Raw genomic sequence first — 15,721 nt, 5'->3', positions numbered from 1 at the left:
TCATATTCACTGAAACGGTCTTTTTTTATTTTTGAACTCTATTTTTAGCTCAAGAAGTTTATTTTACGATTTTCATTTCGTCGATTAGCCATTTAGAATCGGCAAATTTATCGATGATGAAAAGAATATACTTCGTATCTACCATTATATTTCTACTGAAACGAGGATCGTAGTTAATGTCGCTCATTGTTCCTTCCCACTGTCTGTCGAAATTCAAACCAATTAAATTTCCTTTGGCATCAAGAGCCGGGCTTCCGGAATTTCCTCCCGTTGTGTGATTGGTAGCAGTAAATCCTACAGGAACATCTCCGGTTTTATCCTTGTAAATTCCGTAATTTTTTTGGTTGTAAAGATCAATCAGTTTTTTAGGAACATCAAATTCGTAGTCTCCCGGTACATATTTTTCCATAACTCCAGCTAAATGGGTTTGGTAATTGTACGAAACCGCATCTCTTGGGCTGGAACCTTTTACCTGTCCATACGTTACACGAAGCGTAGAATTGGCATCCGGAAAGAATTTTCTGTCTTTGTCGGTTTCCATTTGCTGTGCCATGTACTTTTTCTGCAAAGCGTCAATCTGTGTTTGTAGAGAAGAATATTTAGGATCTGCAGTTTTCATGTAAGCGTTTCTTACGTTGGCGAAAAGTAAAAAAACAGGATCCTTTTTGAGGGTACTGATTAAATTTTCCTGATTTGAAAATGCTTTATCTATATTCTCACTCAAAGAAGCTCCATTTACATTACTACGACCTGTAATTACAGAATTTTTTGAAATTTTCTCTAAGTTGATGATGTTTTTACTTTCATCTTTAAACTCTGTAAAACCTTCAGGTAAAAATTGCGGTGCTGTTTTATTGGCATATAATGCCAAAAGTTTTGCGGTAACTTTGGCATCTAACTCTGCATTGTAATCTTTATAGAACGAACTGAGTCTGTTTTTGAATGATATAATACTTTTCTCGTCCATTTTTCCAGCATCAAAAGCAGAAACAAAGTTGTAAAACATATTGGCAAGCGTTAATGTTTCCGCATTTCTTACAACTTCACTGTAATAAGCATTATTGAGTGCATAAGGAGCCTGTTCTGCATACAGCTTATTCATTTGTTCGATAGTCGTTTTTATTGCAGGATTTTTGGCAGCTAAAGAATTTTCGTAATTCTTTTTCTTTTGCACGGCATTAGATTTCTTTAAACCTTCTACTTCGCCAATCCATTTTTTCCAGTAATTGGCAACAGAAGCGTATTTTGATGCATATTGTATTCTTGTAGCATCATCCGTACGCATTTTCTCATCTAAAGTTTTGAGTGCCACATCACGTACAGCAATCCTTGCAGGATCTATTTCGGTCATAATTTTTTCTACTGCAATTGCCGGAAGATACTCGGTGGTTCTTCCCGGAAATCCAAAAACAAAGGTAAAATCATTTTCTTTTTTATCCTTAATAGAAACCGGAAGATAATGTTTAGGAATATATGGTACATTGTCTTTAGAATATTCCGCAGGTTTATTGTTTTTGTCGGCATAAATTCTGAACATAGAGAAATCTCCAGTGTGTCTTGGCCAAACCCAGTTATCGGTATCGCTTCCGAATTTCCCTATGCTTTGCGGCGGAGCTCCCACAAGACGAATATCTTTAAAAGTCTCTATAATGTAGGCGTAATATTTGTTGCCATAATACATTGGTTTAATCACCACTTTCTGATATGCTGCAGGATTAATTTCTGCAGAAACTTTTTGTATGTTGGCATTAATCTGAGCAGTTTCTAGATTAGAATTTCCCTGAAGAATTTTGTCTGTAACATCTTGTATATCTACAATAAAATCTACAGTAACACCAGGATTTGGAAGTTCTTCGCCATTATTTTTAGCCCAAAAACCATTGGTTAAAAGATCATTTTGAACCGTAGAATGCGACTGAATTTGTCCGTAACCGCAGTGATGATTGGTGAGTAATAGTCCTTTCGGCGAGATAATTTCAGCTGTGCAACCGCCGTTAAACTGTACAACTGCATCTTTAATGCTCGGTTTCTGAGTATTGAAAATGTCTTTTGCAGAAATTTTCATACCGAGGTCTTTCATTTCCCTTTCATTAAGCTCTGTCGGAATCCACATCCCACCGTATTGCTGTGCTATTCCCAGAGAGAAACTGAAAAAAGCTGAGGCAATAAGAATATTACGTTTTATCATATAAAAAAATTTTGACTAAAATACGCATTTTAGTTTTTTTATTAAACTAAAAAAAGTCTTTTCTGAATTTTAAAAATATCAGAAAAGACTTCTTACGTTTTTAACAAAATCTTGTAACGATTTACAAAAAGATGTTGAGGGAAATGTTTTAAAGGTTATAAACAAATTTTCATCACTTGTGTTTCCTTTATAGCTGCAAAGGAAAACAATATTTTGAAAATAAAAAATGAACATAGGTTCATAAAAGCTGCTTTCTGATACGACTTAAAGCTTGGGGCGTTATTCCTATATAGGATGCTATGTGCTTCAAAGGAACTTCTTGAATAAGCCTTGGATTAGAACGAAGTAAATTCATATAACGCTCTTCGGCACTGTGCGTTAATAATGATATTTCTCTTTGCATTTTTCTTACATACAGCTGTTCTGCAGAAATTCTTCCCAGATAATTACTGATTTTTGTAGTAGTATATAATTCCTCCAGATCATCAAAATGAATTCTGTAAAGCTCGCTATCAGTAACTGTTTTCACATTATAAGAACAAGGTGAACGGGTTATGAAAGAATCGTAAGCACTCCCAAACATATTTTCTGTAAGAAGCGAAAATGTAATTTCTTTAGAAGGTTCTGCAGGATGAATTTTATTAAAAAAAAAGGCGTACAATACCCTTATCTATGAAGTAAAGATAGTTTTCTACTTCACCTTCTTTTAATATGGTGGTCTTTTTAGGATATACAACTTTTTCGTATTTACTGAGATGATATTTTGCCTCTTTTGGACTAAGTCCCTCTATAGAATGGTAGAAGTTAGCGAGTTTTTGCATGAAAAAGTCGAATTTTAAAAATACAAAGTTACCGTAAATTTAAGTTAAAACTGATATGCAATTATTTTATCATCTTCCATTAAATTTTTCATTAATTTTTCATGGTTGCTATTTTTACCGGTAACTATCCAAGAAGTAGAAAGGTTTCCCTGAGTGTATTGCTGTTTTAATATTCGGAATTTCAAGTTGTTTTCTATGAATATATTTTCGCAGTAAGCAACATCGTGATAATTGGTTACCGCTATTTTATACTCCCGGATTTTATGTTCGCGATCGATAAATTTTTCAAAAAAAGTTAAAAAACTGAGAATAATTAAAATTAAGAAAGTTCCTAAAAGAGATAAATATACATATCCCGAACCCACTGCCATTCCGATTGAAGACGTTGCCCAAATGGTAGTAGCAGTAGTAATTCCGTCTATTTTGTTATCACCTTTAAAAATAACTCCGGCTCCCAAAAATCCGATTCCGGTAATAATATTAGCCGCAATACGGTCAGGGTTATTAACTCCGATTTTAATCGATAAAATAGTGAACAGACAAGAACCGAAGCAGATAAGAATAAAGGTACGCAAACCTGCAGATTTGTTCCTGTATTCGCGTTCGGCTCCGATAAGAACGCCCAAAATTACAGAAACAAAGATGAGTAAAAGCTCGTTTTGAATGGAGTGATCCTCGAGAAAATCCATGATTATTCTTATTTTCAATTTAAAAATACAATAATTTTTCTTAGTTCTGATGGAAATTCATGTTTTGTATTCTCACGGCATTTAAAATTGCAAGCAAAGCAACCCCAACATCTGCAAAAACGGCTTCCCACATTGTGGCAATACCGCCCGCTCCAAGAATTAAAACAATGGCTTTTACACCGAATGCCAATATGATATTCTGCCAAACAATCTTTTTGGTTTCTTTTCCTATTTTAATGGCAGTCGCAATTTTGGAAGGTTTATCATCCTGAATGATGACATCGGCAGTTTCAATGGTTGCATCGCTTCCTAATCCTCCCATCGCAATTCCCACGTCACTAAGAGCGATTACGGGGGCATCATTTAAACCGTCTCCTACAAATGCCACACTTTCATTCTTAGATTTAATGTTTTTTACCGAATTAACCTTGTCTTCCGGAAGAAGATCTCCAAACGCATTGTCAATTTTAAGGTTTTTGGCAATTTCCTGCACAACTGAAGATTTATCACCACTTAACATTGTAATTTTTATCCCTAAATTTTTAAGCTTTGAAACAGCTTCCTTTGCATCAGATTTAATTTTGTCGGCGATGGTTATATAACCGGCAAATTTATTTTGATAGGCAATTGCTATAACAGTTTCATGAAATTTTGTTTCGTCAACATGATATTCAAGTCCGAATTTTTTCATCAACTTAAAGTTTCCTGCAAGAAAAATACTTCCGTTTACTTCAGCTTTCAAGCCGTATCCGGGAACTTCTTCAACATTTTCTATATTTAAAGTGTGGTCTATTTCTCCTACAAATTCATGAATTGCCATTGCAATGGGATGTGTAGATTTACTTTCAACAAAATTGAGGTATTGAAGAATTTCAGACTGATTAAATTCCGGTTCTATTTTAATATCTTTTACCTTAAAAACGCCCTCGGTTAAAGTTCCGGTTTTATCCATGACAACATTTTGAACGGTTGACAAAATATCTAAGAAATTACCGCCTTTGAAGAGAATACCATTTTTGCTTCCCGCTCCAATTCCGCCAAAATATCCTAAAGGAATTGAAATTACCAATGCACAAGGACAAGAAATAACCAGAAATACCAATGCACGATACAGCCAGTCTTTAAAGTCGTAATTTTCAACAATAAAATAAGGAATTAAGGCAATTCCCAAAGCTAAAAAAGTAACAATTGGGGTATAGATTTTGGCAAATTTCCGAATAAATAATTCTGTCTGAGCTTTCTGAGTTGTGGCGTTCTGAACAAGTTCTAAAATCCTGGACAGTTTTGAATCTTTGAATTTTCTCAGAATAACAATTTCTGAAACCGAATTCAGATTAATCATTCCTGCAAGAATCTCATCGCCTTTTTTCTTGGTATCGGGTGTGCTTTCGCCAGTGAGAGCAGAAGTGTTAAAACTTGCTTTTTCGGAGATAAGTTCACCATCTAACGCTAGCTTTTCGCCCGGTTTTAGTTGGATAATATCACCAATTTCTGCTTCTTCTGCTTTTATTTTGAAAGTTTTGTTTTCTTTGAGAATAATAATTTCGTCTGGTCGCTGATCGAGTAGGGTTTTAATGTTTTTCTTTGCCCTCTGAACTGCCAAACTCTGAAAATTCTCTCCAATGGAATAAAACAGCATTACAGCTACACCTTCCGGAAATTCTCCAATTCCGAAAGCACCAAGTGTTGCAAGAGACATGAGAAAAAACTCCGAGAAAAAATCACCAAAACGGATGCTTTCCACAGCTTCTTTAAGTACCGGTACTCCAACAGGAATATAGGCGACAAGGTATAATATAAAACGAAACCAACCGGAAAACCACTCAGGTTTTACATAATAATCCAGAAAAATTCCTGTCATTAATAAAATGAAAGAAATTCCCGCAGGAAGAAACATTTGAAAGATACTCTGGTCTGCAGAATCATGCGTATGACCATCAGAATGATCATGATCGTGATGATTTGCAGGTTCGGTATTAGGATGAGAACAGCATTCTTTTGACATTTGAAATATATTTACGACAAATGTAAAACAACAATCAATGCAACACTATTGCAAACTACTTTTGGCAATCTTTACAGATTCCGTTGGCTACAAATTTCAGTTCTTTAATTAAATAATTTTCGGGAAAGTGAATGCTTTCAAAACGTACTTCTTCCAGACAGGTTGTTTTTTTGCATTGTGTACAGTAAAAATGAAGATGATAATCGTGATGTTGGCTTTCGTCACAATCGTCATGACACATTAGATATTGTGTAGTATTGTTTTCCTGAATACTGTGTATGAGACCTTTTTTTTCAAAAGTTTTAAGAGTTCTGTAGATGGTGCTGCGATCCGACTGTTGCAAAAGTTCTTCAAATTCCGATAAAGAAATTGCCTGAGAGCTTTTCATTAAAGCATCTAAAACAATCATGCGCATCGGTGTGATGGGAATGTCTTTTTGGGTAAGTTTTTTTTCAATAACTGAAACTTCCATGTTAAAATCTTCTACAAATTAAAATTGATATGCTTTTACATAAATCCCTTTAAATAACGGAATCCAATTTATTTTTCTATCAGATCCAAAAACTGTTGTTCGTCCAAAATGGTAATGGTTCCGATATCCTGAGCTTTTTTCAGTTTGCTTCCCGCTTTTTCGCCTACAACCAGATAATTTAGGTTTTTAGATACTGCTGAAATATTTTTTCCGCCGTGCTTTTCTACCATTTCCTCAGCAGATTCTCTTGTGAAAAGCGCCAATTTACCTGTAAAAAGAAAAGTTTTTCCTTCTAAAGCATTGGATAAAATTTCATTGGTATTTTCTCCTTTTTCCAATTGTACGCCGTAAGATTTAAGTCTTTCCAGCATTAAAATATTTTCAGAATTACTGAAAAAATCTGAAATACTTTCTGCTATTTTTATACCAATATCTTCAACCTGACAAAGCTCTTCTACACTCGCTTTTTTAAGTTCATCAATAGTAGAGAAGTTTTTCACCAATTTTTTGGCAACAGTTTCTCCAACGTGCTTAATACCAATTCCGTATAAAACCTTTTCGAAGGCAACTTCTTTAGACTTTTCTATTCCCGAAATAATATTTTGTGCAGATTTTTCTGCCATTCTTTCTAGCGGAAGGAGCTGTTCTTTAGTTAATGTATAAAAATCTGCAGGATTTTCTATGAGTTTTTCTCTGTAAAGCTGTTCTATGGTTTCGCTTCCTAAGTTTTCTATATTCAACGCTTTTCGGGAAACGTAATGAATCATTCTTCCAACTACTTGAGGAGGACAGTGAAGTTCATTCGGACAGAAATGAATTGCCTGATCTTCAATTTTTACCAGTTCGGTTCCACATTCCGGGCAGTTTTTAATATATTCAATTTCTTTGCTGTCAGAACTTCGTTTTTCGGTATTTATACCCACAATCTTCGGGATAATTTCTCCGCCTTTTTCTACAAACACAAAATCTTGTTCGTGTAAATCGAGTTTTTTAATGATGTCTTCATTGTGTAGCGATGCACGTTTTACCGTTGTTCCTGCTAATAAAACAGGCTTTAGATTGGCAACGGGTGTTATTGCACCGGTTCTTCCTACTTGGTAAGAAACGCTTTGCAGTTGTGTTTCTACTTTTTCGGCTTTAAATTTATAAGCCATTGCCCAACGCGGAGATTTTGCTGTATAACCGAGCTGTCTTTGTTGTTTTAACGAATTTACTTTCAGAACAATACCATCAATTTCAAATGGGAGTTGATGCCTTTCGGTATCCCAAAAATTAATGAATTCTTTTATTTCATCCAGATTTCTGCATAGTTTTGCCTGATCTGAAATTTTAAAACCCCAATCCTGAGCTTTATGCAACAAATCCCAATGGGTTTCTGCAGGAGCTTCAGCCGAAACAAACTGATAGAGAACCGAAGAAAGTCTGCGTTTTCTCACTTCTCCGCTGTCCTGCATTTTCAAGCTTCCGCTGGCGGTATTTCTGGGATTCATGAAAGGATCGAAGCCTTCTTCTTCACGAGTTTTATTTATTTTGTCGAAATTTTTTCGTGTTAAATATATTTCACCACGCATAAAGAATCTTTCAGGAAAATCTCCAACAAGCTTCAAAGGAATATCCGAAATAGTACGGACATTAGCGGTAATTTCATCTCCCTGAAAACCATCACCACGCGTTACAGCTTCTGTAAGTTTTCCGTTTTCGTATAATATGGAAATGGAAGCTCCGTCATATTTCAATTCGGCAACAAATTCTACAGGTTCATCAATGGTTTTAATAATTCTTTTTTCCCAGTCTTCAAGATCATTAAAATTGTAAGAATTATCAAGAGAATACATTCGGAACTGGTGCTGAACAGTTGGGAAAATTTTTGTGACACCACCGCCAACACGAATGGTAGGAGAGTTGTCGTCATGAAATTCGGGGTATTTTGCTTCCAAATCCTGAAGTTTTTTCAGAAGCAAATCGAAATCCATATCAGAAATGCTCGGCTCATCTAAAAGGTAATAGTTTTCATTGTGTTGATGAAGCTCTTTTCTTAACTGTTCTATGGTATGTTGAATGTTTTCAGACATGGGTTTTTCTTTAATTCAACAAAAATAATTAAATCCGACGTAAAAAATAAACCAATTACATATTCTACGAAAATTAATAATGCGTAACATATTTTAAATAACTGACAATCTATCTTATAAATTCTGTGTTAAAATTTATTTAACATAATATTACTATTTAATTTAAAAAATGTTAAAACTCCCTTAAACAAAGGATTCATAGCGACTCAATACCTTTGCGGCATCTAATTTATAAAAATGAAAAAAGTAAAAATTGTATTGGGTTTATTGTGTCTTAGTTTCGGGACACTGGCTTATGCACAAACTACTCAGGCTTCTATTGTTGGTAAAGTAATCGGTGTCGGTAAAAAACCACAAGAAAAAGTAAAAGTTACCATCATTAACGAATCTACCGGTTTTAAAACAGAAACAGAAACCAATTCTAGAGGTGAGTATATTTTTAAAGAAATCCCTTTGGGTGGACCTTATACTGTATTGGTAAATGATGAAAAAAGAGAAGGTTACAGCGTTAACTTTGGAGATCAGGTAACGGTAGATATGGATTTGGGCAACGAAAAAACTATTGAAGAAGTTGTTTTAGCAGGAAATCTTAAAAATAAAATCGGAAATTTGGGCGCAGCAACAGCAATTACTACCAAAAATATGGGTATTTTGCCTGTTAATGGTAGAAATTTTGCTAATCTGTCTGAACTTTCTCCTTTAAGCGGTAAAAACGGAAGTATTTCTGGACAGTTGGGTTCTTCTACGAATTTTACCATTGATGGGATGACAGCGAAAAACCCTACTTCAGCCGGTGCAACTACAAGCCGAAGTGGTGCTCCATTTTCGATATCTATTGAAGCAGTAAGAGAATTTAAAGTAACAACCAACCAGTATGATGTTACTCTGGGAAGAAGTGGTGGTGGTACTATTAGTGCTGTTACCAAATCGGGTACCAATAAATTTTCTGGCAGTGCATGGGAATATTTAAGAACGAACTGGCTTTCTAGCAAGTATGATATCCGCGGAAATAAGAGAGATAATGATTTTTCTACTTCTCAGTTTGGGTTCTCATTGGGCGGGCCTATTATTAAAAACAAACTTCATTTTTTCACGGCGTGGGATCATCAGTTAGATTCCAGACCACTTCAGATTGCAGATATCAAATCTCATGATGATGAGTTGAGACTGAATACCACAACAGGTACTCTAAATAAATTTCTGGATATTGCGAGAGCAAAATATGGTGTTGCGAACAGTCCGCAATTCGGAAGTTTTGATAAAGTAAGAAATTCTGATGCTGCATTTTTACGTTTAGACTGGCAGATTAACGAGAAAAATTTGTTGACGTTAAGAAATAATTTCACTTACGATTTGAATAAAAACGGATTGGGCGATAATACGGCAATTAATGCTTTCGAATCTTATGGGAATGATAAAAACATGGACAACAGCTTATTGCTGACTTTAAGATCGAACATTAAGCCAAACATGACCAACGAATTGAAGGCGCAATATCTTTACACTTACCAAGACAGTTACCAGAACGATCAGCTTGGCCGTCCTGTACCGAGAGCGATTGTTGAGAACATCGTTTCCAGCATAGACGGTAAAGATAAAGCTACAAATATTCAGATTGGAGGACACCGTTTTGCTCAGGAAAGTTTTAAGAATAATGTATTTCAGATTGTAGATAATTTATATTACAATACAGATAAAATTAAATATACTTTTGGAGCAGATTTAATGTACACTATGGCAAGATCTGTATACGGAAGTGAAGTAAACGGTAGATTCCATTTCAGAGAAAATCCAGGGCAAACCGGAGATAATCTTTTCAATTTTAACAATCAGATTGCATACAGATTTTATAGAGAAGTACCTTTAATGGATGATCCTTCTGTAAAATCTAACATTTACAATCTTGGAGTATATGGGCAGCTACAGACCAAAGTTGTAAAAGGTCTAGATTTCATGGCGGGTTTAAGATTGGATTACGGAGGTTATCCGAAAGCGGGATTCAACCAAAAACTGTATGATGAAATGGGAATAAGAACAGATAATCAGATTAAATCTTTTATTATTCAGCCAAGATTCCAATTCGACTGGAATATCAACGAAGGGAACAAAGATTTCTTGAAATTCGGAGCAGGTATATTCTCATCCGATATCAACAATTACATGATTATTAATAATCTTGTGTTCGATGGAAGACATTTGGCAACAGTGGATGTAAACCCTTCCCAAATTGGTCTTACTCCAAATTTCATAGATTATAGAAATAACTATGGAAGTATTCCAACATTATCTCAATATCAGGTTCCTACCATTAATTATACAGGAAAAGATGCTAAAATTCCTGTAGTTTATAAAGCGAATATTTCATACACACATTTCTTCAACGAACGTTTTAGAGCAGGTGTTGCTGGATATATGGCATTAGGGAGAAACAATTATTTCTACTATGACAGAAATATGGTAGCTAACCCTTATTTTACTCTGAATAATGAAGGTGGAAGAGGAGTTTATGTTCCTGCCGCAGGTATCAATTCTAACGGAACATTAGATTGGAAAAACGGAAGAATCAATAAAAACTTCGGAAGAGTATTAGAGTTAGTGAGCGACGGAAAAGTAAATCAGTTTTCATTTGTAGTAGATACAAGTTACCGTTATTGGAAAGACGGAGAAATTACGGCAAGTTATACTTGGTCTGATATTAAAGACAATACTTCTTATAATGGGAACGTAGCCAACTCTGCAACCCTTTCTACAATGGTATCTGGTGATCCTAGAAATCTGAGAATGACGTATTCTGATAATCAGTTCAGAAATAAATTGGTTCTTTACGGTAACTCACCTACTATTGCAGGATTTACATTAGGAATTAGATACGCAGGAATGGGTGGAACGCGTTTCTCTGTAACAGCCGGAGGAAACGTAAATGGAGATTTTGTAGATTCTAACGATCTTGCTTATATCTTCCCGAATCTTACTCAGACACTTATTGATAATCCTGAAGTTGGAAATGCACTTAAAAATTATATCACAGACTATAATAATAAAATTGCCGAAAGAAATGGTGGAAAGAACGGATTTTACGGTGTTTGGGATCTTCGTGTAGCTAAGAAAATTAAATTTGAAAAAATCGGAGCATTCGAATTTTCAGTAGATATCTTCAATGTGGCAAACCTATTGAACAAAGAATGGGGAGTTAATAAATCTTATAACACAATGTCTTTGTATAGAATTACAGGATTCGACCAAGCTACACAACAGTTTAAATACAGTTTGAATACGAGTGGATTGGCGCCATTGAGTGGAAATCCTTATCAGATACAGATCGGAGCAAAATATTCGTTCTAAAAATTTAAAAAGTGAATGGTTGGTTTTGAGGATATGATTTTAAAGAAAATTATTCTGAGACTAACCATTTGCTTCATTTTAATTACCTTTATATGAAAGTTGAAAACTTTTTAGTTTAATATTAATTTATATTATGAAAAAAATTATCTTAGGGTTAGCAGTTTTAAGTACCGTTGTAATGAATGCGCAAACCCAGATTATTGCACACAGAGGCTATTGGCAAACCCAGCCGGAAACTACAGAAAATTCTCTCAAATCTTTAGAAAACTCTCAGAAGCTGAAGATCTATGGTTCTGAATTTGATGTCCGAATGACAAAAGATGGAGTTTTGGTAGTGAACCACGACGAGCATCATGCAAAAATGGAAATCTCTGAAACCAATTTTAAAGATCTTGAAAAAGTAAAATTATCCAATGGCGAAAATTTTCCTACGCTTAAAGATTATCTTAAACAAGGGAAAAAAGATAAAGCATTGAAGCTGATTGTCGAAATTAAGCCAGATAAAACGAAAGAAAAAGAAGACGAGCTTACAGCGAAAACCATCAAAATGATTAAAGACATGAAATTGGGCAGTCAATGCGAATTCATTTCTTTTAGCTTGAATATCTGTAAGGAAATCAAAAAACTGGAACCCTCATTTAAAGTTCAGTATCTGAGAGGAGAACTTTCTCCAAAGCAGATTAAAGATGAAGGATTAGACGGAATAGACTATCATTACAGTATCTTCAAGAAAAATCCTACATGGATTTCTGAGGCAAACAGCTTAGGGCTAATTACCAATGCCTGGACGGTAAATGATGTAGAAATTGCCAATGAACTGAAAGCAGAAAAAATTGGTTTTATAACGACCAATATTCCAAATAAACTTAAAGATTAAAATTAAATTTTTTTTCAAATACATAATCTGTCTCTTTGAAGAGGCGGATTTTTTTGTCTCATGTTTTTAAATGTTAAATGGTCATTAAAGTACTATGAATAAAGGAAAAATCAAAATTAATTATCATTCATTCTTGTAAATGCCTTATAGAGAAGCTTTTATAAGAATCTGTTAAAAGTAAATTAATATTTTGTTTAAAAATTCTTTACAAAATGTTAAAATGATGTTAAAAGTGTCGTCATAAAGCCTTTTTACTTTTGCACAAACAAAAACGAAATGCGTAAAGAGACTCAAAAAATACTTTTGTTATCTGTTTTAGGATTGGTAAGCATCAATCTTACAGCTCAGCAGAAAGTGAAGAAAGATTCCGTCAAGGTAATTGATGAAGTGGTAGTAACCGCTTTAGGTATTAAAAGGCACGATAAGTCTTTGGGATATGTAGCAGAAAAAGTTGGTGCTGAAGAGTTTGAAAAAACACAGAATAATAACTGGGCACAAGCCTTGGAAGGTAAAGTTGCCGGACTGAAAATTCTAACTGCAGGAGCAGGGCCTCTCGGTTCTGCACATATTACTTTAAGAGGAGCACAATCCATGAATCCTGCCAACAACCGTGCATTAATTGTTTTAGATGGAGTTCCTTTGGGTGGAACAGATACGGGAACGGGTAATTCGGCTTATGCAGCTGGTTCTGGAGGTGATCTTCCTGTAGATTTCGGGAATAATTTTAACAGTATAAACCCGGATGATATAGAATCTGTAACCATATTAAAAGGTGCAACCGCATCTGCTTTATATGGAGAAAGAGGTTCTGCCGGAGCGATTATGATTACCACGAAATCGGGTAAAAACAAAAAAGGTGGAATTAGAGTAACATTCAATTCTAATACAAGCTTTGATACCGTTTTAAGATGGCCCGATTATCAGTACGAATATGGACAAGGTACTCTTACCAAAGATAAAAACGGAAAGTTTTACTATTCTTATGGCGCATCGCCGGATGGTGTAAATACAGGAGGAACGAGTAGTGCTTTCGGACCTAAATTCGATGGGCAGAGCTATTTTCAGTACGATCCTACTACCGAAACGCAAAGTGCAGAAAGAAAACTTTGGAGACCTTATAAAAATAATATTAAGGATTTTTGGGGAGTGGGAACTACTTACGCCAATACGGTGGGAATTGAGTCTTCTAATGATAAAACTGCTTTCAGAACATCATTATCGTATGTTAAAAATAATTGGATGATGCCTAATACAGGTTTCGACCGTTTCAATTATGCATTGTCAATCGATCATAAACTGACAAGTAAACTAAGATTGGTTTCTAAATTTGCTTACAACCAGACAAAAAGTGATAATTTACCTGCAACAGGGTATAATAACCAATCGATTTCCTATTTCATGATTTTTCAAAATCCTAACGTAGATTTAGATTGGTACAGACCAATTTGGAAAAGCGGAAAAGATCAGATAGATCAGATACATCCATTCAGTTCTTATATTGATAATCCGTTTCTTATTGCTTATGAAATGCTGAATGGAATAAATAAAAAATTCATAACAGGAAATATTACTGCAACTTACAATGTAACTCCCAATTTTGATATCATGCTTCGTTCGGGGATTGAAATTACCGATGAAGAAAGAACAACTAAAAGACCTTGGAGTTCTGCCAATTATCAGCAGGGGTATTACAGAGAACAATACATTAAAAATACAGAATATAATACCGATGTGCTTTTTACATGGCATAAAAGTTTTGGGAAGTTTAATCTTAACACATCTGCCGGAGCTAATGTAAGGAACAATAAGTATGTACAGAACGATTATCGTGCAATAGGATTACGTGTTCCGGGATTATACCAACTTACGAATGCTATGTTTCTCAATAGCAAATTTCCGCAGCCTTATGATAAAGCTACAAACAGTATTTATGGATTGGCAAATTTTAATTATGACAATCTTTGGTTTGTGGATGTTACTGCAAGAAACGACTGGAGTAGTTCTCTTCCTAAAGAAAACCGTTCTTATTTTTATCCGTCTGTATCATCTTCATTAGTGCTTTCAGATATTTTAGGGCTTACTTCCGGAAAGTTTAATCTTTGGAAATTGAGAGGTTCTTGGGCACGAGTAGGTATAGGAACTATTCCTTATAATTTAACACAATATTTCAATTCCAGCGATTTTGTGGGTTCGGCAGAAGTAACTTCTACGTATATGAACCCTAATCTAAGACCTGAAATGAGTACAAATATAGAAGCCGGGATGGATTTTTCTTTGCTGAAAAACCGAATTACTTATGGAATTACATTATACCAAAGTAACTCCAAAGACCAGATCGTAAGGGTTCCTACAATGATAGAAACTGGTTATTCTTCAAGATGGATCAATTCTGGGGAAGTAAGAAACCGAGGTATAGAAATGACTTTAGGATTGAACCCGGTGAGAACAAAAGATTTTTCATGGAATATCAATGCCAACTGGTCTATGAACAGAAATAAAATTCTTAGCCTTGCCGAAGAGTTCCGTGGCGAACCGTACACAATGGGAAGTATCGGTGGGGTAGTATTTTTCAATGCTGTTGTAGGAGGTTCTTTAGGAGATATGTATGGTTTCAAATTGAAACGTTCTCCAGACGATCAGGTAGTATATGGTTCCGATGGTCTTACCGCAAAACCTTCACAGGTAGAAAAAATTGGGAATGTATATCCGAAATGGAGAGCAGGAATTCAGAATATGTTCCGTTATAAAAATATATCATTAAGTTTATCATTCGATGGTCAGTTGGGCGGATTTGCCTATTCTCAATCTCATCACAAGATGTCGGAGCAAGGAAAGCTTACCAATACTTTAATGGGAAGAGATAATCCTTCAGGAACAATCATTGGTGATGGAGTGGTTCAGAATGCAGACGGAAGTTACTCTCCGAATACAAAACCGGTTGCACTCAATACCTATTATGCAGATTATTACAGACGTGCAAACGTAGAAACGAACTCTTTCAATACTTCATTTATCAAACTTAGAGAAGCGAATATTATGTTCCAGTTTCCAAGCCAGATGGTGAAGAATTTAAAAATGTCCGAATTAAGTGTTGGTCTTTTTGGTAGAAATCTTTGGGTATGGACTAAATTCCCATTATTCGATCCTGAAGTAGCTACTTTAGAAGACAACAATATCACTGCAGGGGTAGAAGTTGGGCAGTTGCCAACAGCCCGTACTGTAGGAATTCAACTAAATGCTAAATTTTAATCACCA

10 protein-coding genes are annotated in these 15,721 nt (G+C 35.1%); 3 read left to right on the top strand and 7 right to left on the bottom strand.

Annotated elements, in window-relative coordinates; genetic code table 11:
- Positions 1 to 58 precede the first annotated feature (58 nt).
- From IV513_RS00145 to ligA, 7 genes are all read right to left on the bottom strand, one after another.
- Complete coding sequence (locus IV513_RS00145; protein WP_209388487.1) at positions 59 to 2,188, bottom strand: S46 family peptidase; 2,130 nt, start codon at positions 2,186 to 2,188, stop codon at positions 59 to 61.
- A 238-nt stretch (positions 2,189 to 2,426) separates the two neighbouring features.
- Positions 2,427 to 2,849, bottom strand: coding sequence for a Crp/Fnr family transcriptional regulator (locus IV513_RS00140; protein WP_209388486.1), 423 nt, complete (start codon positions 2,847 to 2,849; stop codon positions 2,427 to 2,429).
- Positions 2,830 to 3,009 carry a hypothetical protein gene (locus tag IV513_RS00135; protein WP_209388485.1) on the bottom strand — a complete coding sequence of 60 codons (180 nt, stop codon included), beginning with the start codon at positions 3,007 to 3,009 and terminating at the stop codon, positions 2,830 to 2,832. The genes IV513_RS00140 and IV513_RS00135 overlap by 20 nt, the downstream gene beginning before the upstream one ends.
- Before the next feature lie 44 nt (positions 3,010 to 3,053).
- Positions 3,054 to 3,698 (bottom strand): MgtC/SapB family protein, encoded by a 645-nt coding sequence (locus IV513_RS00130; protein WP_209388484.1) that lies wholly within the window; start codon positions 3,696 to 3,698, stop codon positions 3,054 to 3,056.
- A gap of 40 nt (positions 3,699 to 3,738) precedes the next feature.
- On the bottom strand, positions 3,739 to 5,703 hold the full coding sequence (locus IV513_RS00125; RefSeq protein WP_209388483.1) for a heavy metal translocating P-type ATPase: 1,965 nt from the start codon (positions 5,701 to 5,703) through the stop codon (positions 3,739 to 3,741).
- A 55-nt stretch (positions 5,704 to 5,758) separates the two neighbouring features.
- A complete protein-coding gene (locus IV513_RS00120) occupies positions 5,759 to 6,175 on the bottom strand; it encodes a Fur family transcriptional regulator (protein ID WP_245168814.1) in 417 nt (138 codons plus the stop codon).
- A gap of 68 nt (positions 6,176 to 6,243) precedes the next feature.
- Positions 6,244 to 8,247 carry an NAD-dependent DNA ligase LigA gene (gene ligA, locus IV513_RS00115; RefSeq protein ID WP_209388482.1) on the bottom strand — a complete coding sequence of 668 codons (2,004 nt, stop codon included), beginning with the start codon at positions 8,245 to 8,247 and terminating at the stop codon, positions 6,244 to 6,246.
- A 237-nt stretch (positions 8,248 to 8,484) separates the two neighbouring features.
- On the opposite strand from ligA, the gene IV513_RS00110 reads away from it, so the two are divergent.
- From IV513_RS00110 to IV513_RS00100, 3 genes are all read left to right on the top strand, one after another.
- On the top strand, positions 8,485 to 11,589 hold the full coding sequence (locus tag IV513_RS00110; protein ID WP_209388481.1) for a TonB-dependent receptor: 3,105 nt from the start codon (positions 8,485 to 8,487) through the stop codon (positions 11,587 to 11,589).
- A 133-nt stretch (positions 11,590 to 11,722) separates the two neighbouring features.
- Positions 11,723 to 12,466, top strand: coding sequence for a glycerophosphodiester phosphodiesterase family protein (locus IV513_RS00105; RefSeq protein WP_209388480.1), 744 nt, complete (start codon positions 11,723 to 11,725; stop codon positions 12,464 to 12,466).
- A 276-nt stretch (positions 12,467 to 12,742) separates the two neighbouring features.
- Positions 12,743 to 15,715 (top strand): SusC/RagA family TonB-linked outer membrane protein, encoded by a 2,973-nt coding sequence (locus IV513_RS00100; protein ID WP_209388479.1) that lies wholly within the window; start codon positions 12,743 to 12,745, stop codon positions 15,713 to 15,715.
- Positions 15,716 to 15,721: the final 6 nt, after the last annotated feature.

It is taken from the genome of Chryseobacterium sp. RR2-3-20 (genome assembly GCF_017808115.1).
Taxonomy (GTDB): Bacteria; Bacteroidota; Bacteroidia; order Flavobacteriales; family Weeksellaceae; genus Chryseobacterium; species Chryseobacterium oryzae.
This window is presented reverse-complemented; position numbering and strand designations above follow the sequence as displayed.

Excerpts from the sequence above, each read along its gene's own strand:
- ligA (WP_209388482.1), bottom strand. The coding sequence starts at position 8,247 with ATGTCTGAAAACATTCAACATACCATAGAACAGTTAAGAAAAGAGCTT.
- IV513_RS00125 (WP_209388483.1), bottom strand. The coding sequence starts at position 5,703 with ATGTCAAAAGAATGCTGTTCTCATCCTAATACCGAACCTGCAAATCAT.
- IV513_RS00130 (WP_209388484.1), bottom strand. The coding sequence starts at position 3,698 with ATGGATTTTCTCGAGGATCACTCCATTCAAAACGAGCTTTTACTCATC.
- IV513_RS00145 (WP_209388487.1), bottom strand. The coding sequence starts at position 2,188 with ATGATAAAACGTAATATTCTTATTGCCTCAGCTTTTTTCAGTTTCTCT.
- IV513_RS00135 (WP_209388485.1), bottom strand. The coding sequence starts at position 3,009 with ATGCAAAAACTCGCTAACTTCTACCATTCTATAGAGGGACTTAGTCCA.
- IV513_RS00105 (WP_209388480.1), top strand. The coding sequence starts at position 11,723 with ATGAAAAAAATTATCTTAGGGTTAGCAGTTTTAAGTACCGTTGTAATG.
- IV513_RS00120 (WP_245168814.1), bottom strand. The coding sequence starts at position 6,175 with ATGGAAGTTTCAGTTATTGAAAAAAAACTTACCCAAAAAGACATTCCC.
- IV513_RS00100 (WP_209388479.1), top strand. The coding sequence starts at position 12,743 with ATGCGTAAAGAGACTCAAAAAATACTTTTGTTATCTGTTTTAGGATTG.
- IV513_RS00110 (WP_209388481.1), top strand. The coding sequence starts at position 8,485 with ATGAAAAAAGTAAAAATTGTATTGGGTTTATTGTGTCTTAGTTTCGGG.